General features: G+C 45.9%; 22 protein-coding genes. 19 read left to right on the top strand and 3 right to left on the bottom strand.

All coding sequences use genetic code 11. The features are described from left to right. Positions 1 to 24: 24 nt before the first annotated feature. A complete protein-coding gene (locus D1627_RS05340; RefSeq protein ID WP_119431215.1) occupies positions 25 to 936 on the bottom strand; it encodes a Wzz/FepE/Etk N-terminal domain-containing protein in 912 nt (303 codons plus the stop codon). Between the two features lie 31 nt (positions 937 to 967). Continuing rightward, entirely contained in the window at positions 968 to 1,699 is a 732-nt protein-coding gene (locus D1627_RS05335; RefSeq protein ID WP_119431214.1) for a glycosyltransferase family 2 protein, read from the bottom strand. A gap of 230 nt (positions 1,700 to 1,929) precedes the next feature. Between D1627_RS05335 and D1627_RS05330 the strand changes: the two genes are divergently transcribed. From D1627_RS05330 to D1627_RS05250, 17 genes are all read left to right on the top strand, one after another. Next, complete coding sequence (locus D1627_RS05330; protein WP_262697025.1) at positions 1,930 to 3,207, top strand: flippase; 1,278 nt, start codon at positions 1,930 to 1,932, stop codon at positions 3,205 to 3,207. Beyond that, a complete protein-coding gene (glf, locus tag D1627_RS05325) occupies positions 3,200 to 4,315 on the top strand; it encodes a UDP-galactopyranose mutase (protein WP_233555521.1) in 1,116 nt (371 codons plus the stop codon). Before D1627_RS05330 ends, glf begins: the two co-directional genes overlap by 8 nt. After that, positions 4,315 to 5,307, top strand: a complete 993-nt coding sequence (locus D1627_RS05320; protein ID WP_119431211.1) for a hypothetical protein — start codon at positions 4,315 to 4,317, stop codon at positions 5,305 to 5,307. The genes glf and D1627_RS05320 overlap by 1 nt, the downstream gene beginning before the upstream one ends. A gap of 75 nt (positions 5,308 to 5,382) precedes the next feature. Next, a complete protein-coding gene (locus D1627_RS05315; protein WP_158607147.1) occupies positions 5,383 to 6,162 on the top strand; it encodes a glycosyltransferase in 780 nt (259 codons plus the stop codon). An 80-nt stretch (positions 6,163 to 6,242) separates the two neighbouring features. After that, complete coding sequence (locus tag D1627_RS05310) at positions 6,243 to 7,178, top strand: glycosyltransferase family 2 protein (protein WP_119431209.1); 936 nt, start codon at positions 6,243 to 6,245, stop codon at positions 7,176 to 7,178. A gap of 26 nt (positions 7,179 to 7,204) precedes the next feature. Further along, the gene (locus D1627_RS05305) at positions 7,205 to 8,203 is read left to right on the top strand and encodes a glycosyltransferase family 2 protein (protein ID WP_119431208.1); all 999 of its coding nucleotides are present in this window, start codon (positions 7,205 to 7,207) and stop codon (positions 8,201 to 8,203) included. A 194-nt stretch (positions 8,204 to 8,397) separates the two neighbouring features. After that, complete coding sequence (locus D1627_RS05300) at positions 8,398 to 9,504, top strand: O-antigen ligase family protein (protein WP_147383218.1); 1,107 nt, start codon at positions 8,398 to 8,400, stop codon at positions 9,502 to 9,504. Then, positions 9,485 to 10,606 carry a glycosyltransferase family 4 protein gene (locus tag D1627_RS05295; protein ID WP_199688387.1) on the top strand — a complete coding sequence of 374 codons (1,122 nt, stop codon included), beginning with the start codon at positions 9,485 to 9,487 and terminating at the stop codon, positions 10,604 to 10,606. The genes D1627_RS05300 and D1627_RS05295 overlap by 20 nt, the downstream gene beginning before the upstream one ends. 56 nt (positions 10,607 to 10,662) lie before the next feature. Then, positions 10,663 to 11,781 carry a glycosyltransferase family 4 protein gene (locus tag D1627_RS05290; protein ID WP_233555520.1) on the top strand — a complete coding sequence of 373 codons (1,119 nt, stop codon included), beginning with the start codon at positions 10,663 to 10,665 and terminating at the stop codon, positions 11,779 to 11,781. Positions 11,782 to 11,806: 25 nt separating this feature from the next. Next, positions 11,807 to 13,072, top strand: coding sequence for an O-antigen ligase family protein (locus tag D1627_RS05285; RefSeq protein ID WP_119431206.1), 1,266 nt, complete (start codon positions 11,807 to 11,809; stop codon positions 13,070 to 13,072). Positions 13,073 to 13,098: 26 nt separating this feature from the next. Then, on the top strand, positions 13,099 to 14,484 hold the full coding sequence (locus tag D1627_RS05280) for an undecaprenyl-phosphate glucose phosphotransferase (protein ID WP_119431205.1): 1,386 nt from the start codon (positions 13,099 to 13,101) through the stop codon (positions 14,482 to 14,484). A gap of 47 nt (positions 14,485 to 14,531) precedes the next feature. Then, the gene (locus D1627_RS05275) at positions 14,532 to 15,416 is read left to right on the top strand and encodes a glycosyltransferase family 2 protein (protein ID WP_119431204.1); all 885 of its coding nucleotides are present in this window, start codon (positions 14,532 to 14,534) and stop codon (positions 15,414 to 15,416) included. Between the two features lie 71 nt (positions 15,417 to 15,487). Continuing rightward, entirely contained in the window at positions 15,488 to 16,885 is a 1,398-nt protein-coding gene (gene hisS / locus D1627_RS05270; protein ID WP_119431203.1) for a histidine--tRNA ligase, read from the top strand. Between the two features lie 7 nt (positions 16,886 to 16,892). Beyond that, positions 16,893 to 18,383, top strand: a complete 1,491-nt coding sequence (gene hutH, locus D1627_RS05265; RefSeq protein WP_119431202.1) for a histidine ammonia-lyase — start codon at positions 16,893 to 16,895, stop codon at positions 18,381 to 18,383. 129 nt (positions 18,384 to 18,512) lie between these two features. Continuing rightward, entirely contained in the window at positions 18,513 to 20,447 is a 1,935-nt protein-coding gene (locus D1627_RS05260; protein ID WP_119431201.1) for a T9SS type B sorting domain-containing protein, read from the top strand. 148 nt (positions 20,448 to 20,595) lie between these two features. After that, the gene (locus D1627_RS05255) at positions 20,596 to 20,931 is read left to right on the top strand and encodes a YbaB/EbfC family nucleoid-associated protein (RefSeq protein ID WP_025604989.1); all 336 of its coding nucleotides are present in this window, start codon (positions 20,596 to 20,598) and stop codon (positions 20,929 to 20,931) included. Continuing rightward, a complete protein-coding gene (locus D1627_RS05250) occupies positions 20,921 to 21,943 on the top strand; it encodes a glycosyltransferase family 2 protein (protein ID WP_119431200.1) in 1,023 nt (340 codons plus the stop codon). Before D1627_RS05255 ends, D1627_RS05250 begins: the two co-directional genes overlap by 11 nt. Here D1627_RS05250 and D1627_RS05245 read toward each other — a convergent pair. Continuing rightward, entirely contained in the window at positions 21,938 to 22,156 is a 219-nt protein-coding gene (locus tag D1627_RS05245; RefSeq protein ID WP_119431199.1) for a PspC domain-containing protein, read from the bottom strand. The two genes, D1627_RS05250 and D1627_RS05245, sit on opposite strands and share 6 nt — an antisense overlap. A gap of 140 nt (positions 22,157 to 22,296) precedes the next feature. Here D1627_RS05245 and D1627_RS05240 point away from each other — a divergent pair, with 140 nt between their 5' ends. Together D1627_RS05240 and D1627_RS05235 are read left to right on the top strand one after the other, a co-directional pair. Further along, positions 22,297 to 24,081 (top strand): tetratricopeptide repeat protein, encoded by a 1,785-nt coding sequence (locus D1627_RS05240; protein WP_119431198.1) that lies wholly within the window; start codon positions 22,297 to 22,299, stop codon positions 24,079 to 24,081. A gap of 87 nt (positions 24,082 to 24,168) precedes the next feature. Further along, on the top strand, positions 24,169 to 25,152 hold the full coding sequence (locus D1627_RS05235) for a pyruvate dehydrogenase complex E1 component subunit beta (RefSeq protein WP_119431197.1): 984 nt from the start codon (positions 24,169 to 24,171) through the stop codon (positions 25,150 to 25,152). Positions 25,153 to 25,211: the final 59 nt, after the last annotated feature.

Genomic DNA, 25,211 nt, shown 5'->3' with positions numbered 1-25,211 from the left:
CTTTTTTGTAGCTATTGTTTATTGTTAAGCCAGTCGCCGATTTTTATTGCTTTCCAAGTATACAGCGATTATCAAACCAAACAGAAAACAAACGCTTCCGCCAATTAGTAAATATTTAAGCAGGCTTGGCCCGGTTGGCATTGACCTTGGCGTAAAGCCGCCCACCACCTGTATATTATCTAGGCTGTTAAGCTTGGCCTCTAGCTCAACCTTGTGCTCATACATTGCAATGCTTTCTTTATAAAGGTTTGTCGGGTCGATGGGCTCGCCATAAACGAATCCATTGACAGGCCCGCGCGGGTCCCCAACAGCACGTTTTAGGCTGTCGATGGAGCTAATTTCCTGGTTTAGTTTCTCGATCATGCTTCTCAGCTCCTGCTCCCGGATTTTTTTCTGGCGCATGAAATAGCTATTGTTCTCCAAATAGCTAACAATGGCAGGCTCCATCGCTGCAAACAGGCTGTTTTGATATAGCGACAACTCAACTTTAAAAGGCGAACCAGTTAGCACGCTGTCATCTCCTATCATATCATCATCCAAATTAGAAAAACTTAACTCCTTTAGCGATTGCGCCGATTCAGGCGTGATTTCCAATTCTTCTGAAACACCAACAAGGTTACCTTCATTAATCATGTCAGAAAGGCTTTGCAGCTGAGTCTCCACAAAGTCGTTACGGATTTTGGACAGTACCAGTGTCATGGAGGAGGTGTAGTAAGGGCGTGCTGTTGCAAAGATAGCATAGGCTAACCCAAGGCCTGCAACTGTAAATATCAAAATAAGTATAAAGCGCTTAATCGCAATATTCAGTAGATATTTCAATCCGTTTCCCATGCGCTCGAAGGCATTGCCGATCCGGTTAAAGACGAGACGCAGGTCAATCTCGTCGTTGTAACGGGCTATTCTTTCTTCTTGTTCGTCCTGAAGTTTCTTGTACATGTTGCTTCGTCTCAATCACTCTCTGGTAAACCTATATATACTTTTTGTACTCATCCACAAAATTTTTGAGCCCCGATTTTGCATATTTCTCAATTTCACGCTCCAAGTGCCCAAATTCTTTGGCGTAGTACGGGCCGCAGGCATGGAAACATGTTGCTTCCTTAATCAGCCCAGACTTTAGGCCAAGTCTTTTTTGGAAAAGCTTAGCCAAAAGACCGTCTTCGCTGCGCTTCATATTGAGATTCATAAGCGAAAACAAAAATTTAATTTTTCTAAACTCTTTTGCTCTAAAGCATGCGCACCAACCGCCAGTAGGGCCGCGTTCAATCACTTTGCCGTCTCGAGTTTCTTCCACATAAGCCTCCGGGCCTGGCTTGGCGCCATTTGTAAACTCATTTTGGATAACGTTCAGCGCTAAGAAACCATAATCTGGAAAAGCTTTCATGTAATCCAGGAAAATCTTATCCACACCCTCCGGAAAGCCGAGCACATCATCATCAACGATAACGATATACTCGCCTGCCGCAGCCTTAAACAGTTTTTTATATGCGTTAAGACCGTAGTTAGCATCCCGGGTAATCACTTTAACATGCTTGTTGTCAGCATAAGCCTCCAGAACTGCGGCAGTTGCATCTGTAGAGCCGTTATCCATCACCACAACCTCACACTGGTTAATATCTTTAATGCTACTTAAGAGTTGCTCAAGGCATTTTTCCAGAAACTTGTAGCGATTCCAGGTAAGTATTACAAAACTGATTTCCATGGGTGATTAATTTACCTATCAAATGTACTGAAATAATGCTTGCAGAAGTTAGTATTACAAACGGCTTAAAGCAAAATGAAGCAACAAGTTAAAGATTATAAACTAAATCAATTTACCTTTGCTGGCTATATACTTTGTTGTGTTTCCAAAATAGCATTCTGACACCTCGAAGCGAATGTTATAAGCTTATAAATAGTAAATCTGTATTGTTTTCCATCGTTATAAATCAGGTGAAATCGCTGGCCTCGCGGAGCACAGAGAAGGTACTGTTTAGGAACTTTCTCTTCATGGTTCTGTTACAGGGTGCCAATTACCTGTTGCCGCTGGTTACAGTACCTTATATTGCCCGTACATTATCTGTCGAGAACTTCGGGCTGATTAACTACTCCCAAGCATTTATCGGGTATACCACGCTGTTCATAAACTTCGGGTTTGACTATACCGCTACAAGGGAAGTTGCCGCGAACCGGGGCAATACGCAGAAAATCTCCACCGTTTTCAGTACTACAATTTCAGCCAAAGTTCTTTTATTTGCGCTTACTCTACTGGTATATTTTCCGGTAATTTATACAATTCCAAAGTTTACTGCACACGCTGACGTTTACCTGATTACGTTTTTGGTTAACATCGGTATTATACTTATGCCAAGTTGGTTATACCAAGGCATGGAGAGGCTAAGTTATATTGCGCTGTTCAGCTTTGGAATCCGGATAATTTTTACTGGTTTGATTTTCCTGCTCGTAAAAAGTAATGCAGATTATCTATATATCCCCTTAAGTACGGCAATCGGTCAATTTCTTGTAGGAGTGGTTTCGTTTATCCTTGCCATCAAGCTATTTAATTTAAAGCCTTATGTGGCAAAACTTAAGGCAGTAGTAAGCTCATTACGTGAAGGATTGCCAATTTTTGCATCTACAGTTGCAGTTAATCTTTATACAACTACAAACCTAGTTGTGCTTGGGTTTATGGTCTCAGATACGGTGGTTGGCTATTATGCGGCTTCCAGTAAATTGATCTTAATTTTTGTTTCCGCCGTTATGTTTCCTGTGGGTTTAACCTTGTTCCCGTTTATAGGGAAAAAGCTTAGCATATCGCACCAAAGTGGCATGAATGCCTTGCGCAAAGCGACTTACCTTGTAGGAGGGGCCACCTTCATACTCTCCTGCGGCATCTTATTACTGTCGGATTACATTATAACCCTTATTTATGGTGCTCAGTTTACTGCCGCCGCCGACAGCCTGCGCATTCTGGCTTTCCTGCCATTTGTAATCGGCCTTAACAATATTTTCGGCACGCAAGGTGTTCTGAATCTGAAAATGGATAAAATCTTTTTGATGATAACCACAACAGGAGCCGTTACATCAGTTGCCTTAAATCTTATACTGGTTCCCATCCTAGCCGAAAAAGGCACTGCACTGGCCTGGCTAGTCACAGAAGTGTTTATAACCGTCAGCTTCTTTATTACCTTGCGTAGAAAAGGATTCAGGCTGCTGAAAAGCCGTGTCTAAAGCTCAGCGTATGTATGATTATGTAATAGTTGGGGCAGGATTATTTGGGGCAGTCTTTGCCCGTGAGATGACCGATGCCGGCTACAAATGCCTTGTAATAGACAAGCGCCCGCACATTGGCGGCAATGTATATACCGAAAAGGTAGAGGGAATTGACGTGCATAAGTATGGCGCGCACATTTTTCATACAAGCGATAAAGGTATTTGGGACTATGTGAATCGCTTTGCCACATTCAACCATTATATCAACAAGCCAAAGGTAAATTACAAAGGCAAAGTATACTCCTTCCCTATTAACCTTATGACGCTGTATCAAGTCTACGGTGTAACAACTCCGCAGGAAGCTGAGAAAAAACTACAAGAAGTGCGTGTGACAATCGCTAACCCGGCCAACCTAGAAGAGTGGATTCTGTCACAAGTTGGGCTGGAGCTGTATGAGCTGTTTATTAAGGGCTACACGATGAAACAATGGCAGAAACATCCTAAAGAACTGCCGGCTTTTATCATCAAGCGCCTACCCATTCGGCTAAACTTTGAGGAAAATTACTTTGAGGATATATATCAGGGTATTCCAAAAGAGGGCTATACTTTCCTGATCGGAAACTTACTGAAAGGCATAGAAGTAAGACTAAACACTGACTACTTTTCTGATAAAGAGCATTTTAACGAATTGGCCAAAACGCTTGTTTACACCGGCAAGATTGATGAGTTCTTTGGGTACAGGTTTGGAGAGTTGGAATATCGTTCCCTTCGGTTTGAAACGAAGCTGCTGGAAGGCAACTACCAAGGCAATGCCGTGTTTAACTACACCGATAGCGAAGTGCCTTACACACGCGTGCTAGAGCACAAGCATTTTAACTTCGGCAGGCAAAAGCATACCGTGGTAACATGGGAGTATCCGGATACTTATACCCGCGACAAAATACCCTACTACCCGGTAAACGACGAGAAGAATAACGCCATGTACCGAAAGTATGAGCAGCTTGCCAGGTCGTGCCCCGGTGTTCTTTTTGGAGGCCGGCTGGCAGAATACAAATATTATGACATGCACCAGATTGTGGGGTCGGCGCTGGCTAAGGTTAAAGCAATAAAAGCCCAGAAAGTATAATGGCAGTTACTCTTTCATCTGATTCGGTCATTTATATAGCCTGCCCGGCCAGGGAGGTAACCGGTGGCCCCGAAGCCATGCACCAGCTTTTTTATAAACTGACGTGCCTGGGCTATAACGCGCAACTTTACTATTTCCCGGGAAACACTAAAGACCCTGTACCACCACGCTATCAGCAATATAAGCCCACATTTGTTACAAAGATAGAGGACAACGCAAAGCACGTACTTATTGTGCCCGAGGTATCAACGTTTCTGCTCAGCACTTACAAACATATCCAGAAAGCCATCTGGTGGTTAAGCGTTGATAACTATTTTGCCTCTCTGGCTCTTGAAAGAAACAGATCAGGCTTTAGCGCACTGAAGCGGCTGATAACGCTCAAAAGGCATTTTCGTCTGGACGATACGCAGGCGAACCAGCATTATCATTTTGCCCAATCAACGTATGCCTATACTTTTTTAGAGAACCGCGGCATCGCAAACCTTTATTACCTTTCAGATTATCTGAACGCTTCTTATTTTGAGGGCTATACCAGGCAGAAAAAGCACGACCAAGTACTTTACAATCCCAAAAAAGGTATTGAGAACACGCGGGTACTCATTGAGGCATCGCCGGAAATCACTTGGATTCCGATAGAAAACATGACGGTTCCTGAAGTGAAACAACTGCTCGCCAAAAGTAAAGTTTACGTTGACTTTGGTGCGCACCCTGGCAAAGACCGTTTCCCCAGGGAAGCCGTTATGAACGAATGTTGCGTGATTACAGGCCGGGATGGCTCCGCTAATTTCCAAGAGGACGTGCCCATATTGGATAAGTATAAGTTCCAGCACGTAGCATCGTCGTCCACTGAAATTATAAACTTGATTAAACAATGCTTTACCCACTTTGAAACACTGACCCAAGATTTTGATTTGTACAGAAAGCGTGTCTTGCAGGAGGAAAAACACTTTGAGCACGAGATTATTTCCATTTTCAAGAAGCAGGAAATATAAGGGATGCAGATTGCAGCAGTTGTCGTACTTTACCGCCCGGATGCAGATGTACTTCTCAACATGGCATCTTATAGCATGGCAGTTGAAAAACTGTATGTTATAGATAATTCAGAGGAAGTGTCGCCCCAATTTATTGAGGAGATGGCAAAGCGGTTTCCACATGCTGTATACCGTAGTCTTGGTGAAAATTTGGGTATGGCAAAGGCGCTCAACATTGCCGCAACCCAAGCGCTGGAGGCCGGTTATAGCTGGCTCTTGATGATGGACCAGGACAGCAAATGTGGCGTTAGCATGATAGAACAACTACTTGCCACGCTAAAAGCACAGCCACTAAATGAAATTGGCATTGTGGCGGCAGGCTACACAGCAGCGCCCACCTCTCACACCGAAGCATTACTCGAGGAGGTTAATTCCGCCATTACTTCCGGTAGTATTTTGAACCTAAGGGCTTATGCCCAAGTGGGGCCTTTTCGAGAGAATCTGTTTATAGATTTCGTGGACCATGAATATTGCCTTAGGTTACAGGTGCAAAAGTATAAAATCATCATAAACCACGCGGCTAGGCTATCGCATCAACTTGGCAACCAAACATGTCATAATCTGTTCGGCTGGCGGCTCTGCACAAGCAACCACAATTACCTGAGAAGGTATTACATCACTAGAAACAGACTGGAAATATTACATCAGTTTAAAAAGTATTTTCCTGAATTTGCAGCTTCGGAAAAAAATAAAAACTTTGTAGAAATACTTAAAGTCCTGGCGTTTGAAAAGGATAAACTTAGAAAGCTTAAAAGTTTTATACTAGGCTACCTGGACTTTAAAAGAAGAAAGTTTGGCAGATACAATCACAAATAATCATTCCTCAAAGTAGACCCCTGTTTTACTATACTTGCTTACCCTGAACATACGCAGGCAAACATAGTTCTAAAGCTTTTATGGCAAATACTCCTCTCATCACAGTAGTGATTGCAACCTATAATGGCGCTCGGTTTCTGGAGGCGCAATTGAACTCTGTGTATGGCCAAAGTTATAAAAACATAGAAGTGATTGTATGCGATGACAGATCTGATGATGCCACACACGAAGTTTTGCAACACTATGCATCAGTGCATGGGCTTAAGTACTATATCAACCAAGAAAAACTAGGTGTAGTGCAGAACTTTGCGAAAGGAATGAAATTGGCATCAGGCATGTACCTCGCCCTTTGCGACCAGGATGATGTATGGCTACCGGAGAAACTTCAACTCAGCCTTGCTAAAATGAACGATCTGGAGGCTAACGCCCCTGCTGGCACTCCTGCACTTGTGTATACCGACTTACAAGTAGTTAACGAAGACCTGAATTGCATTTGCCCCTCATATTGGCAATACATGCAGTTAAACCCAAACTATAAGCAATTGAATCGGGTGCTTGTCGAAAATGTGGTTACCGGTTGCACGGCGCTAATCAACAGGCCGCTTCTTGATCAAGCACAGCCAATGCCTCCTGAAGCCCTGATGCACGATGTTTGGCTAACGTTGGTTGCTACCTGTTTCGGTCAAACTGGATACGTAAATAAGCCATTGGTTTTGTATCGTCAGCATGGCCGTAATGTTGTTGGGGCAGCGCGAGAAAATCGCGCTCAAAAATTGGTTAAACTTTACAGAAAGATGCGTCAGGGTAAACTCCGGCTTCTCAACGATGAAATAGCTCAGGCAGACTCATTTTACAAAAAATACTTAAATCAACTCAGCTTAGAAGACAGAAAAATTCTGGAAGCTTTTATTTCCTTAAAATCACGTAACTTTATATATCGAAAATGGCTGATTTTCAAATATTCATTTTTCGGTAGCACGTGGACCAAAGTAGCCAATGTACTACTAAGGGCTTAAAAATTAGTAATATCATACCTATTGCCATGTTCCAAGCTGCTAAAGTATATATCATTATTCTTAACTATAAGGGCTGGAAAGATACCATTGAGTGCCTTATCAGTGTGTTGAGCTTGAAGTATGATAACTACCAGATACTGGTGGTTGATAATAACTCCCCTGACCACTCGTTCAGTCAGCTTACAACGTGGGCTAACACCTATTTTAAGAATGCTCCCGATGCTTTTTCTGTACTCAAGGAGTCTGAAGCTCTAAGCAATACGCGCAGCAAGCCGACTTCTGAACTGGCTGCCCGCATCATTTTTATCGAGGCTAACGCCAACAGAGGGTTTGCTGCAGGCAATAATATTGCTATGCAGTACGCGCTCGGTAAAGCGGATTTTAACTACCTGTGGCTCTTAAACAATGATACAACCGTTGATAAGGAAAGCCTTTCAGCATTGATAAATCAGGCCGTGAATGACTGCTCAAAAAACAACAACATTGGCATATGGGGATCAAAGCTTCTTTTTTATCACCGACCCACTATCATTCAAGCCCTAGGCGGAAAGTTTAACCATACGACCTTCACAACCAAACATATCGGCGAAAACCAAGCTGATTCCCCTGCAGCAGATGAGACTGTTCTGGAAGCTGACTATATTGTAGGTGCCTCTATGTTTGTGAGCGCAGAGTTTGTTACAAAAGTAGGGCTGCTTGACGAAAATTACTTTTTATACTTTGAGGAGCTAGACTGGGCCACACGAGGCAGGCAAAAAGGCTTTCAGTTAGGGTATGCTTCCGAAAGTAGGGTATACCATAAAGAGGGCCAGACTATTGGGTCTAGTTCTAATGGAGCGAAGAAAAGCATCTTGGCCGACATTGAAGGGGTTCGGAGCAAAATACACTTCGTCAAAAAGTTTTATCCCGCGAAAATGCCGTTACTCTATTTGATTTTGCTAGCTTCAGTGTTCCTGCGATTAAAGAGGTTGCAGTTTAATAGAGCAAAGTCTATTTTACGGCTGATGATCCAACGTGGCGTGTAATGTTTATACTGGCTAAATTTTCTCTATCGGCGCTGCTTGTAAAAGCTATCATCATAGCTTTACTCCTGAGTGGCTTTTTTACAAACTTCCTGTCTTTTTCACAGATCAATACCGGTACTGTACTCGTTGACCTTTTACTCTCGCTCATACTTATACACCTGCTGCTTTGGTATGCTTACAGTTTGTACTACAGCGTGCAGGTAGATAAAGTATACTGTTTCATTCTAGGCAGCTTAAGCATACTTTTCATCTTAACGCTTGGTAAACTATTGCTTATCGATAGGAATCCTTTCCCTGAGAAAGTGCTAGGCCTGCGGAATAATCTAATTTATATCGCGCCCTTGCTCTACATCCCGCTCTTTTTCAAAAGGGAAAGGCATATAATCAAAACGCTGAATCTTTTGATAGCTATCGGCTTACTGCTCGTCGTATTTTCGTACTTCCAGTTTGTGTTTGCCACATCGCTTCCAAAATCACTGATGGTACTCAGGAGCGAAGCTACCTTTGGCTTTTGGGGCACAAGCATAGTCAGACCTACGGCACTCGTAGGTAATACGATAATCTTCTCCAGCTTTACGATTATACTGTTCAGTTTTTACTTCGCAAAATATTTATACAACACCACTTGGAAGTGCTTTTTTGTGTTATTGCTTATAGCAGTGGCAACGCTGCTGACTTTTACACGGGCGGCGCTAGCTGGACTTATCATAGTTGTTTTTGTTGGATTATACCTGCGCTACGGGCGCCTGTCTGTGTCATTTATCTTAAGGATGTTCGGAATAGCCCTTCTGCTTGTAATCCTTGCTCTCGGAGCCTATATTTTTTACCAAGACTCCCTCATGATCAAGCGCTTCACAGGGCAGGACATAAACTCGTTGCAATCTAACAATGAGCATTTCACCCAGATCGAAGCATCACTTTCATACTTGGCCCAACGTCCCTTTGCTGGGATTGGAGTGGGCTCGCAAGGACCAAGTGGTGGTAGCAGCAAAATGATTACAGATGGTTATTGGCTGCAATTGTTTTTAGAGAACGGCATACTACTTGGCTCGCTTTATCTGTTTTTTTATGTGAGTTGCTTTACCTTCGCTCTGAGGGAGTTTTATCGCACCCGTAATTTGTTGCAGAAACAACTGTGCATGTCTTTCATATGCTTTAGCGTATACTTCGGTGCTGCCAGCTTTCTGAACTCAGCCTTTGCCGGCAGAACAAATTTTATTATTTACTGGATACTCTTTGGTCTTTTAGTTGGAGAGCATCTCATTGAAAAGAAAAAAATATATGGCTTCGCTAGTCGTTGATGCTCGGATGCTAGGAGCCTCGGGTATTGGCACCTACCTCCAAAACCTTATTCCATCATTGGCACAAGCCTTCGATGTCAGACTATTAGGCAACCCAGAGGAAGTAGCAAAACTCAATTTACCCCCAAGCACAAAGGTTATAGCTCCTAAAACTCGCATCTATACTATTAAAGAGCAATGGGAGCTTTACAAGTTTGCACCTACCTGCGATATATTCTGGTCACCGCACTATAATATACCACTGTTGCCCGTGCCCGCCCATAAACGTGTGGTAACTATCCACGATACCTATCACCTGGCGTTCCAACATACCCTTTCATTAGCCCAAAGGCTCTATTGCAACCTGCTATTATGGGCTGGCTCCAGGGTCTCAGATAAAGTTATCACGGTTTCAGAGTTTTCTAAGAAGGAATTGCAAAAATACCTTAACCTAAGGCCGGCAGATGTTGAGGTCATTCATAATGGCCTGGATAAGGAAATATTTAGGCAGTTAGATAAAGTTGAAGCACAGACGGCCTTAAAACAAAGTATACCAAACTTACCGGAGGGTAAATTTATACTTTATGTAGGTAACGTGAAACCACACAAAAACCTCAGCACGCTGGTTAAGGCATTTTCGGGATTATTAGAAACCCTGGATGAGAAGTACACTTTAGTAATCGTTGGGAAAAAGGATGGCTTCATCACGAGCGATCAAAACGTATTTAAATTGCTTCAGGCTAACCACACATTAAATCAGCGTGTTTTCTTTACGGGTCAAGTTTCAGAAAAGCAGCTGCAACTTCTATATAATTCCGCATCTTTGTTCGTTTTTCCATCGTTGTATGAGGGTTTTGGCTTGCCTCCTCTCGAAGCAATGGCATGTGGTTGCCCTGTTATAGTATCTGAAACGGCCAGTATGCCAGAGGTATGTGCAGATGCCGCCCTGTATTTCCCACCATCCGATGCTTCAATTTTGGAGCACCGCATGCACCAAGCTTTGACTAACGAAATCTTGCGTTCAGATTTAATTGAACGCGGCTTAAAACAAATAGAACTGTATAGTTGGCAGCAATCAGCTATACAACATCAAAGGGTTTTTGAATCCTTACTTAAGACGTAAGAGCCTTTATCTAGTAAAATATTTTTTATAAACACATAATTAACGACTACTCTGGTTTGGAAGGATTGAAAGTAGCCATCGTACATGATTGGTTTGTGGAGTATGCTGGCTCAGAAAGAGTTGTAGAAGAGTTGCTAACGCTTTACCCTAGTGCAGACCTCTTCTCGCTGATTGACTTCATGCCAGAGCATCTCCGGAAACACTTATTGCAAAAAAAGGTACATACAACCTTTATACAAAAGCTTCCCTTCGCTAAAAAACATTATCGCAGTTACCTGGCATTTATGCCATTTGCTATTGAACAACTTGATCTATCCGCATATAAGTTGGTTATTAGTAGTAGCCATGCTGTAGCCAAAGGCATCCTCACACATAGTTACCAGACGCATATATGCTATTGCCACTCTCCTATTCGATATGCTTGGGATTTATACCAGCAGTATTTAAAGGAAGCAGGCTTAACTAGCGGATTTAAGGGAACTCTTGCAAAGTTAATCCTGCATTATATCCGAATCTGGGACTACAGCACCGCTAACCGTGTGGATCATTTCATCGCAAACTCCAGCTACATTGCCCGAAGAATCCAAAAAGTTTACAGACGGGAGGCAACAGTTATCTACCCGCCAGTAGATGTAGAAAATTTTACTTTAGCTGCAAATAAGGAGGATTTCTATGTAACCGCCTCAAGGTTGGTGCCATACAAAAAAGTAGATCTTATTATAGAGGCTTTTGCAAAAATGCCGGATAAAAAGCTTGTCATAATAGGCACCGGGCCAAATTACGAAAAGCTTAAAGCACAGGCTACTCCAAACATAACTATGCTGGGTTACCAACCATTCGACGTGCTGAAAGATTATTTACAACGAGCAAAGGCTTTTGTATTCGCTGCGGAGGAAGATTTCGGCATACTTCCGGTAGAGGCGCAGGCTTGCGGTACGCCTGTAATAGCTTTTGGCAAGGGCGGGGCCGTGGAAACAGTACTAGATAGAAAAACAGGGATACTTTATCCAGAACAAACGGTCGCCTCACTAACAGAAGCAATACTAGAATTTGAGTCTGGAAGTCTGATTTTTAGCCCAAGCCAAATTAGGGGGCATGCGGAGCGGTTCAACAAAGATCAATTCCGTGCCAAGATAGCAGCACTGGTCTCCAGCAAATTACCCACAACAGCCTAAGCCCCTATCAGTAGAAACCTGTAGCATGATTAAAAAAAATTCTCTTAGCAGGCGTACTTTGCTAATACTTGCTATTTACGCCTTTATACTTACCATGCCTTTCGGCATAACGCTCAACTCTTTCTCGATAATTTTAATTGTTGCAGCCTGGATAAGCAGATTCCAAATACTTCAGGATGCAAAGAGTTCGTTTAAGAAGCCACCGTATATTCTCCTGTACTTACTTTATGCACTTTATATTCTCAGCGTACCCAATAGTTTAGATACTAAAGCCGCTTTGGCTCAGTTGGAGCTAAAGAGTACCTTACTGTTGTTCCCGCTAGTCATCTCATCGCTTAGGCTTAAAGACGTTGAGCGGCTAAACTTTCTGAAAGCCTTTGTAGGAACTGTTACACTCGCTACCTTAGTCACCTTATCGATTATGGTTTACAAGGTTGCTCTCTTGAATGAATTTAGGGTAACAGGAAATTCATCTGAAATTGACTGGATATACTTTTCCTATTTCCTGCCCAAGCAAATTGATTTTCATCCGCCATACTTTAGCATGTATACAATGATGGCCGCGCTGGTGGTCTTTTATGTGATACTTGCTAGCTTAGCTAATGGCAAACGGTTTTCAGGATACTGGCATTGGTTGGTACTACTTTTATACTTACTGGGTTTTACCGTTGTTTTGTCTTCTCGAACGGCTTTAATTGCTGGCTTATTAATATTGGCTGCAGGAGGCTTTGCTTATTTAGCATATAATAAGAAAATATGGTTTGCTATAGGTTCCACTGCATTACTATTTGTGATAAGTCTAATCGTAGTTTTGAGCACGCCTTATTTGAAAATGAAACTGGAAAACAGCTACGGAATTAACCAACGTCAACAGCTTTGGATGGCAAGTGCAAGCGTCATCTCAGAAAACCCAATATTTGGAGTTGGCTCCGGTGACACTAAACGAGAGCTTACGGCAAAGTTTCATCAAGATGGTTATTCAGAAGCCTTTGCAGACCAGATGGACCCACATAACCAATATGTACAAATACTATTGGCTTTGGGTTTTACTGGCTTTTCTGTGTTTATGGCTTATCTCGTTTTAATGCTATATACTGCATTTAAGTATAAAAATCACCTGCTAGCGGCTTTTGTTTTGCTGTTTATGAGTTGTGCTATAACCGAAAGCACTTTAGAAACACAAAAGGGCATTATTTTCTTTGTTTTTTTATCAACCTTACTAATTTCCACAGAAAACACAGAAAGTTTTAATCTTAAAGGCACAAGGCAAGCTAAGAAAATAATATCTTAGGAGTAACTTGCAGAACAAGAATAGCGATGCCAGGCCTTTATTCTAAATATAATAAGCTAGTCCACGTCAGCGGAGACCTCACAGCCATTGTGTTTTCATCTGTGATTACCTATGTGCTTTATCATGGCGCGTTTAGTGGGCTTTTTGCCTCGGGATATCTGAAACTACTATACTTCGCAATACCCGCCTGGTTCATCTGTACAGCACTTATCAGTGCGTATCAGCTTACAAGAGTTACAAGTATGACCTCGATCATACTTGGTGTTTTAAAAGTAACGTTACTCTATATTCTTCTCGTCGAAGCAACATTAAACTTACTTGCAATCGATCTTTTTCCAAAAAATTTCAGGCTTATTCACTACATGCTGTTGTCGCTGCTGGTAATGTTCTGGCGGCTTTTAGTAATCACAGCCATCAATATTTTTAGGAGGAAAGGTTACAACTCTCGGAAAGTCATCATAACTGGCTACGGAGAAAGCGGTAGGGAATTAGAGCAATTTTTTCAGGACCATCCCGAGTATGGCTATCGTTTCTTGGGTTTCTTCGATGATAACGCAAACCAGCAGGCCGCAAATATTCTGGGCTCCATAGCTGATGTGGAGCGTTACGTGATTGAGAACGAGGTAAATGAAATTTACTGCAGCCCTTTTGACCTTAAGAAAAATCAAGTGCAAGAACTGCTGGAGTTTGTAGATAACAATATGGTACGCATGAAATTTTTACCCGGCCCGCATGTGCTGCCAAATAAAAACTTGAAAATTGACTTCTATGATATACTGCCAGTGCTTGTTATTCGTACCTTACCGCTGGATGATGTCATTAATAAGTTTTTAAAGCGTACGTTTGACCTTGTGTTTTCTTCGATTGTGATTATTTTTCTATTATCATGGCTCTTACCACTAATTGGCCTAATTATCCGATTAGATTCTAAAGGTCCTATTTTTTTCAGCCAAGAAAGATCAGGCATAAATAACAAAACGTTTCGCTGCCTCAAGCTACGCTCCATGTACATAAACAGCGATGCCAACTTGCTGCTGACAAAGCGCGGCGACAGCAGAATTACTCCAGTGGGTGCATTTCTAAGAAAAACTAGCCTCGATGAGTTGCCGCAGTTCTTCAACGTATTTTTAGGCCAAATGTCTGTGGTTGGTCCACGGCCGCACATGCTTAAAGCTAATCGGGAATACGCCCTTATTGCCAACAAATATATGGTGCGCCAGCTTGTTAAACCCGGAATAACTGGTTTATCCCAGGTGCGCGGTTACAGAGGAGAAACATCGGCTGACTACCAGGTTCGGGGGCGTGTAAAGTTGGATTTATTTTATCTGGAGAACTGGTCATTTTTTCTCGATATTAAGATAATTTTTATTACAATTCTTAATATTGTAAGAGGAGACGAGCAGGCCTGCTAAGCGCAAGGTTTGCAGCGGCTTAAGAGCACTGGATAATTCAACAATCTATGCGTGAATCAAACGCACCTTATACCAAAGAAGAAAAGCCCCAATTGGATGTAATTGCTTCAATTGTGGCTTATTGCTCCGATGATGATGTTATAAACCGTGCCATTCAGAGTTTTTTAGATACTACACTGCAAGTGCATTTGTATATAATAGATAACTCTCCTACTTCAGGTCTGCATAAAACACTCCCTCCAGATGAAAGAATAACCTACCTGCACAGGCCCGCTAACCTAGGGTACGGAGCTGGGCACAATGTAGCTATAGAGAAGAGTGTGAGGGCCAGTAAATATTTCCTGGTCCTAAACCCAGACGTATACTTTTCACCAGATGTATTGCCTTCGCTCTTTCTACATCTAGAACTGAACCCTAGGATAGGTGTTGCCGCCCCACAGGTAAGGTACCCCAATGGCAGTCCGCAGATATCCAGACGCTTATTACCTTCTCCGTTTGACCTGATTATTCGCCGGCTTCCTATAGTTAAACAGGCTTTGAAAGCCCAGGTAGCCGCTAAACAATATGAGGAAGTGTCAGTAGAGGAAGTACTTGAAGTGCCTTTTTTGTTAGGGTGTTTTCTGTTTATCCGCTCAGAGGCTTTGGCCAACTGCGGCGGCTTTGACCCACGGTATTTTATGTACATGGAAGATCTGGATTTGTGCCGGCGTATCAGCAGGTTATATCAGGTGGTATATTATGGCGAAAAGTATATTTACCACGTCTATGAAAGGGCCTCCGCAAAGCATTTAAGCTCGTTATTTCATCACATTCACTCTTTTGTAAAGTATTTTAACAAATGGGGTTGGGTTTCGGACCCGCAACGGAAAGCGATTAATAAAGCAGCTATGCGTAAAACAAAGACAGTAGCTTTGCACCAGACAACAGTTTAATGCCTTAACTTACACATCTCATTCCCTCCTTTCCCAAGCTTTTAGTAACTTCGCCGGCAAACCTGAATGACATGAGCAAAGAAAAACCCTCTATACCGAAAGGAACCCGCGATTTTGGCCCAGCTATAGTGGTCAAGCGAAACTATATCTTTGGCGTAATAAAGCGCACCTTCGAGAAGTATGGCTACCTGCCACTCGAAACGCCGGCTATGGAGCAGCTTTCTGTGCTCACCGGCAAGTATGGCGACGAGGGCGACCAGTTGATTTTCAAAGTTCTAAACTCCGGAGATTTCCTAAGCAAGACAAAGCCCGAGGACATTGAAGAGGGCTCCAAGCATTTAACCCGCAAGATCTCTGAGAAAGCCTTGCGCTACGACCTAACCGTACCTTTTGCGCGCTTTGTCGTGATGAACCGCAACGAGATCACCTTCCCGTTCAAGCGCTACCAGATACAGCCGGTTTGGCGTGCCGACCGTCCACAAAAAGGCCGCTACCGCGAGTTTTATCAGTGCGATGCCGATGTGGTGGGCACGAACTCCCTGCTTTGCGAGGCCGAGATCGTGCAAATGATCGACGAGGTGCTTACTTCGTTGGAGCTGAAGGATTTTACCATTAAGATAAACCACCGTGGCATACTTGCCGGCATTGCGGAAGCCATTGGCGAGAAAGGGCGTGAGGGAGATATCTGCGTGGCCATCGATAAACTGGATAAAATTGGCCAGGAAGGCGTACGCAAAGAGCTCTTGGAACGCGGCATATCGGAGCAGGCTGTAAATAAGCTGGAGCCGCTTTATTCCCTTTCCGGCTCCAACGAGGAAATTCTGGACCAACTGCAATCCATACTTGGCGACACCGAGGAAGGCCAGCGCGGCCTGAAGGACCTGCGCGAAGTATGGCAATACCTGGAGCAACTTGGCAGCTACGCACTCAGCACGCAAAACCCATCGGGGCAACCGCGCCTGATGCTGGATGTAACGCTGGCCAGAGGCCTCTCCTACTATACCGGCTGCATCTTTGAGGTGAAGGTGAATAACGTAAGTATGGGCAGCATAAGTGGCGGTGGCCGCTACGACAACCTAACGGGCATGTTTGGCATGCCAGGCGTGTCGGGTGTGGGCTTTTCGTTTGGCGTAGACCGCATTTACGATGTGCTGGAAGAACTGGAGCTTTTCCCAACTAGTAGCCAGGTGGGCACCAAAGTGCTGATGGTGCAGTTCGACAAGGAGTCTGAACTATACTCGCTGCCGCTACTGCAAAAGCTGCGCGATGCCGGCATTGCCACCGAGCTATACCCTGAGGCCGCCAAATTGAAAAAGCAGATGAGCTACGCCGACCAGAAAAACATTCCGTTTGTGCTTTTGATCGGCTCCGAAGAAATGAAAAGCGGCAAGCTAAAGCTCCGCGACATGCAGAACGGCGAGCAGGATGAACTGTACATCGACGACATCATTGCTCAATTAAAAGCCTAGGTAAATCATGGCAAAAGATCATTATATTTCGAGCGAGTTTCTAAGCCTGGAGGTTATAGAAAGCATCCTGACACAAAACTTATCTCTTGCGCTTTCAGAAGAGGCGGAGCAGAAAATAGTGCGTTGCCACGATTACCTGCATCAGAAAATAAAAGCAAGCAGCCAAACCATTTACGGCATAAACACGGGCTTTGGCTCGCTCTGCGATAAAAAGATCTCCCCTTCTGACCTGGAGCAATTGCAGCGAAATCTTGTTATGTCGCATGCTTGCGGCACAGGGGCTGAGGTACCGCAGGAGCTGGTAAAGCTGATGCTGCTGCTTAAGATCCAGTCGCTGGCCTATGGGCACAGCGGCGTGCAACTGCAAACCGTGAAACGCCTGATCGATTTCTTTAACCGCGAAGTATACCCGGTGGTGTATCAGCTTGGCTCGCTAGGCGCCAGCGGCGACCTGGCCCCGATGGCGCATTTGTGCCTGCCCCTGCTGGGCCTAGGGCAAGTGAGTTATCAGGGTTATACTTTAGATAGCAAGCATGTGCTCGAAATGTTCGGCTGGGAGCCCATTGCCCTGAAAGCCAAAGAAGGACTTGCCCTGCTTAACGGTACGCAGTTTATGAGCGCATATGGTGTTTATACTTTGCTGATGGCCAAACGGCTTTCACGGCAGGCAGATGTGGTTGGCGCACTGTCGTTGGATGCCTTTGATGGCCGCATAGAGCCGTTTAACCAGCTTATACACCAGGTGCGCCCGCACAAGGGGCAGTTGCAAACTGCGGAAGCCGTAAGAGCCTTGCTAGATGGCAGCAAACTTTCCGCTCAGGAAAAACAGCATGTGCAGGACCCCTACTCGTTCCGTTGCATGCCGCAAGTGCACGGTGCCTCTAAAGATGCGCTGGCCTATGTAGAACAGGTTTTCCTGACCGAGATCAACGCCGTTACCGATAACCCGAACATTTTCCCGGACGAGGACGAGATCATCTCGGGCGGCAACTTCCATGGGCAGCCATTGGCGCTAGCCCTGGATTTTATGGCGATCGCCATGGCCGAGTTGGGCAGCATATCTGAGCGCAGAACCTACCAGCTTATCTCTGGCTTGCGCGGTTTACCGGCTTTTCTGGTTGCTGAGCCCGGCCTAAACTCCGGCTTCATGATCAGCCAGTACACGGCAGCCTCCATCGTAAGTCAGAGCAAACAGCTGTGCTCCCCGGCCTCCATAGATTCCATCCCTTCCTCTAACAACCAGGAGGACCATGTAAGTATGGGAGCCAACGCCGCTACCAAACTATACCAGGTGGTGCACAACACCGAGCGCGTGCTGGCCATCGAACTGATGAACGCCGCTCAGGCACTAGACTTCAGAAGACCCATGCAAAGCTCAGCCCCGTTGGAAAAATTGGTAAAAGCCTATCGTAAAGTGGTTACCTTTGTATCCACCGACAGAATCCTGCACGACGATATACAGCAGAGTATCAGCTTCCTGAGAAAGTATAGCATTTAGCAGTTGCTTTCGCTTTAAGTAAAAACTCCCCTGCTGCGGCCGTGGCAGGGGAGTTTTTTTTGCTGGAGATTATACTTTTCTGCTGTACTTAAATTAAATAACTTCGTAGAGGCATCAGAAAAGACACTGTTGAAATACCTGCTTTCCATATTTTTTTTGCTTATCGCCCCGGCACTTTGGGCGCAAGGCTGCTTTGAGGCCATCCAAAACGGACAGCCTGTAAAGGTGATCTGTGCAGACATCCCCGTATACTTCCGCGACTGCACCCCCAACCCGGACCCTAGCGCAGTCATTTTCTACTATCCAGGCCCTGGCAAATTCGACCCACAAAATTTTAACCAAAACGACCTGCTGCAAGGCGAAGCAAGTACCACATTCACAAATCCCCGCTCATACATCATCACGCAGGTCATTAACAAGCAAGGAGGCGGTGGCACCCAGGTTTTTGAGCAGACTTTTGAGGTAAAGGGCAGTCCTGAGCCAGAATTTAACGTGCAGAGCTGTTCTAACGGGTTCGTAAACTTCTCCATTACGGACACAAACTACGATACCTATACCATTGATTTCGGGAACGGCAGCACCAGTACCGTAACACCCGGTGTTGGCATAAGCACCAGGTACAGCTCCCCCGGAGATTATACCGTTACGTTTACGGGCAATTATGACGACGCTCTGGCCTGCGGAGGCAGTAAAACCACCACGGTAACCGCTCTCCCGCTTCTCGATGAGGAAAACCCTACGCAGTTAAACAAGTTGACCGTGCTGCGCCAAGATGATATTAATGGAAGTGTACAACTCGAGCTCTCGGGCCTTGTTCCGGGGTATGATTACGCCGTGGAGCAGTACACAGGCGATTTCAGAAATCCTTACCGCGAGATTGGCCTGATACAAAACGTAAACGCCGCGACACTAACGCATACTATCAATAACATCGATACCGAGGAAGGGACCTGGTACTTGGTGCGCCCCGTTGATGCCTGCGGCAGCTTCTCGATCAACTCCAACATCGTAAGCGCAATTTATTTGGAGCTAAGCACTGATGAACTGAAAGTTGATGTCACCTGGGATAACCTCCCCGATTTTGAGAAGTATGATCTTTACCGAAACGGAACGCTTCTGCAAACCTTCGACTCTGATGCTCGCAACTACACTGACCTCGATGTAGGCTGCGGTCAGGTTTACAGCTACTATATAGTAGGCTCAGGCACGGACCCGCAAGGCGATAGCTACTCCTCCGTTTCGGCTACCCTCCAAACCGAAGTAACCTCCACGGCCATACCTGCCACTCCTTTTCTGCTGAGCAGCTTTAACATGAACAACCAAATAGAGCTGACCTTGCAAGGCACAGAGCCGGATGGACGCACAGCCATTGAACGAAGTATTAACGGCGCTGCCTACAAGCCACTGTCAACCGTTACCCAACCCGTTTACCTTGATACAGAAGCCGGTGTACAACCCGTTTGCTACCGCGCAACCTTTACCAATGCCTGCGGCAACAGCGCCGCCGTGAGTAACACAAGCTGCCCGGTTATACTTACTGCCGAGCGCCAAACCGATGGCAGTGTTATACTTACCTGGTCCGCCTATAATGGCTTTCAGAGTGCCCCTAACTATACTGTTGAGCTTTTAGACGACAGCGGAAATACCGTAAATGCTTACCCGGCCACTGGCCTAACCTTCACCGACAACACACTTAGCAACGCCTTGCAGGTTTTGCGCTACAGGGTTACAGCCACCTCGCAGGATGGGGCTTACCAAAGCTTTTCCAATGTGGTGCAGGTTGAGCAGGATGCGCTGCTTTACATTCCGAGTGCCTTCACCCCAAACGGCGATGGCCTGAACGACACCTTCGAGATCAAAGGCAAGTTTTTCAGCAGCTACACGTTGCGCATCTATAACCGACTGGGCAATGTTATTTTTGAGGGCACCAATGCTGATCCGGCCTGGGACGGTACCGATAACGGCCAGAAGGCACTGGCAGGCGCTTATGCCTATGAGCTAACCTTTACCACCAGCTTCGGCACCGTTAAAAGCAGGCGTGGCACAGTCACCTTGCTTCGTTAACTTGGTCTGGCAAGCGGCCAATCATACTTCAAGAGCCAGCATTCGGGCTTGCCGCCTTCACTGCAAAGTATATTTATTGCTTATATTTGCGCGGGCCAGCCAATAAATGGCCTTTTAGCACGTACACATACTATAAAAGAAGAAAACTATGTTTGATATGTTCGGCATGATGGGCAAGATTAAGGAAGCCCAGGCCAAAATGAAAGAGGCGCAGGAAAAACTGAAGGACGTAACCGTAACCGCTGAGTCGGGTGCAGGGCTGGTAAAAGCCACCGTAAACGGACAGCGCCAGCTCCTGAAAATAGAGATCGACGAGTCCATCATGAACGTAAGCGACCGCGAAATGGTAAACGACCTGGTGGTGGCCGCCGTGAACAACGCCATGCTAACTGCCGGCGAGCGCGCCCAAGAGGAAATGCGCAAACACACCGAAGGACTCATCCCTAATATCCCAGGCTTAGACCTCGGCAGCTTTGGACTATAATCCGGCACACACGGCAGTCGTAATCCTGAACTGGAACGGCTTGCGCTTTTTACAGCAGTTCCTGCCATCGGTGGTGGCTAACAGCGGCAACGCGGAAATCATTGTGGCTGATAATGCCTCCACCGATGGCTCTGTTGTTTTTTTGCAGCAGCACTTCCCGCAGGTGCGGCTTATACTTCACTCCGAAAACTTTGGTTTCTGCGAGGGGTACAACAAAGCCTTGCAACAAGTCGATGCCAAATACTATGTGCTGCTTAACTCCGATGTGGAGGTGCCGCCCGGCTGGACGGAGCCGATCATCGAGCTGATGGAGCAGGACACAAGTATAGCCGTGTGCCAACCCAAGATACTCTCGCAGCAGCACCCTGGCTTTTTTGAGTACGCCGGAGCGGGCGGCGGCATGCTGGATGTGCTTGGCTACCCCTTCTGCCGCGGCCGCCTGTTCGAGACGCTGGAAGAAGACCTGGGGCAGTATAACGATGTGCAGGAGGTTTTCTGGGCAACCGGTGCATGCATGTTTGTGCGCGCGGAGGTTTTTCATGGGTTGGGAGGCCTAGAGCCCGCATTTTTTGCCCACATGGAGGAAATTGACTTTTGCTGGCGCGCCAAGAATGTTGGCTTCAAGGTGATGTATAACGGCCACAGCCGTGTGTACCACGTGGGTGGAGGCACCTTGCATAAATCAAACCCGCGCAAAACATACCTCAACTTCCGCAATGGCCTGGCCCTGCTATACAAGAATACGCCCACCAAAGAGCTGATATCAAGCATAATGCTGCGCGTGCTTTTGGATTGGGTGGCCGCACTACGGATGATATTTGCAGGCCAGCACAAAGATGCACGTGCTGTGTTAGATGCGCACACCGACCTTTTGCGCAACAGTGCCTATTGGCGCAGGCGCAGGCGCGAACAGCAACCTAAGGGCAGTTTCCCACAGCAGTCTGGTGTTTACGACGGTAGTATTGTCTGGAAGTATTTTATTCAGCAGAAACGCGTAGTGCAGGATCTATAAATCCCAAACGGTGTTGCGTTCGCGGCGCAGGTGCTTGCTCACGTTCATCCAGAACGCCAGCATCAGGTAAATGAGCACAGGAGAGCCCATCGTGAGAAACGAAACGTAAATAAAAGTCAGGCGGATGCTACTGGAAGCAAAGCCAAGCTTCTCCCCCAGCATCGTGCACACGCCGAATGCCTGTGATTCGATATAGTACTGAAGCCGTTTCATTGGAATCTGGTTTAAAATCTAAATTATACTTTGTTCGCAAGACATCAAAATTAAAAAAGATGCCTAAAGCTGTATAACCCTAAACGAACAAACTAGGTTTATGGTGTACACCACTTTACGTCGATAGTAAAAATCAGGATATGCAACAGTACCATAAAAGTAAAAAAATCCTCCTATTTCTTACGCTTTCCGTTGGCCTTGGCAGCAGCGGCTGCACGCTGCAACGCATGGTTAAAACCGCCGAAAAATACCAGCAGATAACCGTGGAGCCATCCCCGCTGGTTACTAATGGCCAAAGTATAAATTTCGAGCTGAAGGCGCAGGTGCCCGAAAAACTCATCCGAGATAAAGAAGTTTACAAACTAGATGTATACTACGAGTACGGGGAACAGCAACAGCGCGAGAACCTGTCAACCTACAGTTTTGAGTTTGGCAATTTCCTGTACGAAGACAAACAGCCCACCATTACCCAACAAATCACCTTCCCCTACGCTCCCGAGAAAACAACAGGCCGCCTAATGGTGCAGGGCCGCGCCGTGGACAAGGAAGATGGCGACATGGCCTATACCTCCCCGAGGCAAGTGGCCGTGGGCCTTAATACAACCCCGCTCCTGCTCGTGCGCAACAACGCGTATACTTTTACACAGGATACTTATGCAGAAGCCGAGAATGCAGCGGGCAAACTGATTTTCTATTTTGAGGAGAACAGCACCGAGTTAAAGAATTACACAGGCTCCAACCTGCCTGCCCTGGAAAAGTATGCGCTGGATAACGTGCCCAGCCAAACCATAAAAATAACGGCCTGGCAGGCACCCAACGAGAAAGGAACGCGACTGGCAGCTAAACGTGCCCAGGAGTTGGAGCAGTACTACCAGCAAAAGGTAAAAGCCCTAGACTACAGCGGCAAAAAAGTGAGCATCAGCACCGAGGTGAAAGCAAACACCCTGGAGGCCCTGCGTGAAAAGATAGGAGCCACTGCCCTTCCTAAAATACAGAAGCAGGAAGTTCTGAACATACTTAACGGTAACCAAAGCCAACCGGAAAAGCTACAGGCCCTGCAAAACTCGCAGGCTTACACTTATCTGAAGCAATATGTTTTCCCGGGTTTGCGTGCCGCCGAAGTTCAGGTAAACTATGATAGAAGCCGCAAGCCTGATTACAAACTGTATGTATTGGCAAAACAGCTGGCAAACGAGAAAGCAAGCGCAGAAACTCTAACCGAGGAAGAATTGCAGCACGCCGCCACGCTCACGCCCATTCTAGCTGAAAAGCGCAAACTCTACGAGGCAGCCGTTAAAACCACAGATAAGTGGCCCGCATACTATAACCTCGGCGTGGTGTACACCGAAATGGCCCGCAAAGAATATCGCCCGAAGGTTAAAAAAGCACTATTGGAGCAGGCCATTCATAACCTGACCTACGCCGGCTACAGAAACCCGACCGCTAAAGTATACTACAGCCTGGCCAGCGCCTACCACCTGCTCGATAAGTATGAGGAGGCAATGGAGTACTATACCTACGCCCCTACCCTTGCCGGCGACGAGCAAACCCTTACGCGCATTTTTGCCGACAAGGCCGCCCTTGAAATCGAAACCGGTAAGTATGACGAAGCGATACAATCGCTGCAGTATGCCGGCGATACCTACCAGACCAACATGAACCTTGGCCTGAGTTACTTGCTGAAGGAGAACTACGAAGGCGCTGAGGAATTCTACAACAAGGCTTTGAAACTGAAGCCGAACGACGGAATGGCCTATTATAGCCTGGCACTGATAGGTGCCCGAACGCAAAACGAGCAGCTGTTGGAGCAAAACCTGCGCCGTGCCGTAAATGCAGATAAATCGCTCATGCAGAAAGCTATAACTGATCTGGAGTTCAGCAACTACCGCGACAAACCGGCCTATAAAGACGCTCTTATCCGCTAACCAGGCTTGCAGAAAACGCAACTCTACATTGTAAATTCGCAGAGTTCTTTTAATTTTACCTTCTGAACCGAGAATTAAACATCATATATGCGAAGTATACAGTTTAGAGAAGCCCTGCGCGAAGCGATGTCTGAAGAGATGCGCCGCGATAAGAGCGTGTTTTTGATGGGTGAAGAAGTGGCCGAATACAACGGTGCTTACAAAGTTAGCCAAGGCATGCTGGACGAGTTTGGTCCGGAGCGTATCATCGATACACCCATAGCCGAGCTGGGTTTTGCAGGTATCGGTGTGGGTGCCGCCATGAACGGCCTGCGCCCGATCATTGAGTTCATGACATTCAACTTCTCTCTGGTTGCCATCGACCAGGTGATCAACTCTGCCGCCAAGCTCATGTCTATGTCTGGTGGCCAGTACGGTGCGCCGATGGTGTTCCGTGGCCCGACAGGTAGCGCCGGTATGCTGTCTTCGCAGCACTCGCAGAACTTTGAGAACTGGTACGCAAACACGCCAGGCCTGAAAGTGATCGTTCCGTCTAACCCTTACGATGCAAAGGGCTTGCTAAAATCAGCGATCCGCGACAACGACCCTGTGATCTTCATGGAGTCTGAGCAGATGTACGGCGATAAAGGCGAGGTTCCAGAGGAAGAATACACTATTCCAATTGGCGTAGCCGATATCAAGCGCGAAGGCTCTGATGTAACTATTGTGTCATTTGGCAAGATGATGAAAGTGGCCCTGGCTGCTGCAGAAGAACTTGCTAAGGAAGGTATCAATGCCGAGGTAATTGACTTGCGCACTGTCCGCCCTATCGATTACAAAACGCTGATCGAGTCTGTTAAGAAGACTAACCGCATGGTAGTGGTAGAAGAAGCATGGCCACTGGCCTCTATCTCATCTGAGATCGCTTATCACATCCAAAGCAACGCATTCGACTACATGGATGCCCCTGTAAAACGCGTTACTTGCCGCGATGTGCCGCTTCCGTATGCGCCAACCCTTATCGATGCTTCCCTGCCTAACGTAGAGCGCACTGTAGAGGCTGTTAAAAAAGTAATGTATAAGAAAGCCTAAGTATACTTTCTGTCGAACATACTCCGAGCGGCGAAGCCTAATAGCTTCGCCGCTTTTGT

This window comes from Pontibacter oryzae (assembly GCF_003576375.1).
GTDB classification, from domain to species: Bacteria; Bacteroidota; Bacteroidia; order Cytophagales; family Hymenobacteraceae; genus Pontibacter; species Pontibacter oryzae.
The sequence above is the reverse complement of the archived record's forward strand: the minus strand, read 5'-3'. Positions and strand labels throughout refer to the sequence as shown.

What these genes read in the sequence shown, in the direction of transcription:
- D1627_RS05340 (WP_119431215.1), bottom strand. Translation starts at nt 936, where the DNA reads ATGTACAAGAAACTTCAGGACGAACAAGAAGAAAGAATAGCCCGTTAC.
- D1627_RS05335 (WP_119431214.1), bottom strand. Translation starts at nt 1,699, where the DNA reads ATGGAAATCAGTTTTGTAATACTTACCTGGAATCGCTACAAGTTTCTG.
- D1627_RS05320 (WP_119431211.1), top strand. Translation starts at nt 4,315, where the DNA reads ATGGCAGTTACTCTTTCATCTGATTCGGTCATTTATATAGCCTGCCCG.
- D1627_RS05315 (WP_158607147.1), top strand. Translation starts at nt 5,383, where the DNA reads ATGGCAGTTGAAAAACTGTATGTTATAGATAATTCAGAGGAAGTGTCG.
- D1627_RS05310 (WP_119431209.1), top strand. Translation starts at nt 6,243, where the DNA reads ATGGCAAATACTCCTCTCATCACAGTAGTGATTGCAACCTATAATGGC.
- D1627_RS05305 (WP_119431208.1), top strand. Translation starts at nt 7,205, where the DNA reads ATGTTCCAAGCTGCTAAAGTATATATCATTATTCTTAACTATAAGGGC.
- D1627_RS05295 (WP_199688387.1), top strand. Translation starts at nt 9,485, where the DNA reads ATGGCTTCGCTAGTCGTTGATGCTCGGATGCTAGGAGCCTCGGGTATT.
- D1627_RS05285 (WP_119431206.1), top strand. Translation starts at nt 11,807, where the DNA reads ATGATTAAAAAAAATTCTCTTAGCAGGCGTACTTTGCTAATACTTGCT.
- D1627_RS05280 (WP_119431205.1), top strand. Translation starts at nt 13,099, where the DNA reads ATGCCAGGCCTTTATTCTAAATATAATAAGCTAGTCCACGTCAGCGGA.
- D1627_RS05275 (WP_119431204.1), top strand. Translation starts at nt 14,532, where the DNA reads ATGCGTGAATCAAACGCACCTTATACCAAAGAAGAAAAGCCCCAATTG.
- hisS (WP_119431203.1), top strand. Translation starts at nt 15,488, where the DNA reads ATGAGCAAAGAAAAACCCTCTATACCGAAAGGAACCCGCGATTTTGGC.
- hutH (WP_119431202.1), top strand. Translation starts at nt 16,893, where the DNA reads ATGGCAAAAGATCATTATATTTCGAGCGAGTTTCTAAGCCTGGAGGTT.
- D1627_RS05255 (WP_025604989.1), top strand. Translation starts at nt 20,596, where the DNA reads ATGTTTGATATGTTCGGCATGATGGGCAAGATTAAGGAAGCCCAGGCC.
- D1627_RS05245 (WP_119431199.1), bottom strand. Translation starts at nt 22,156, where the DNA reads ATGAAACGGCTTCAGTACTATATCGAATCACAGGCATTCGGCGTGTGC.
- D1627_RS05240 (WP_119431198.1), top strand. Translation starts at nt 22,297, where the DNA reads ATGCAACAGTACCATAAAAGTAAAAAAATCCTCCTATTTCTTACGCTT.
- D1627_RS05235 (WP_119431197.1), top strand. Translation starts at nt 24,169, where the DNA reads ATGCGAAGTATACAGTTTAGAGAAGCCCTGCGCGAAGCGATGTCTGAA.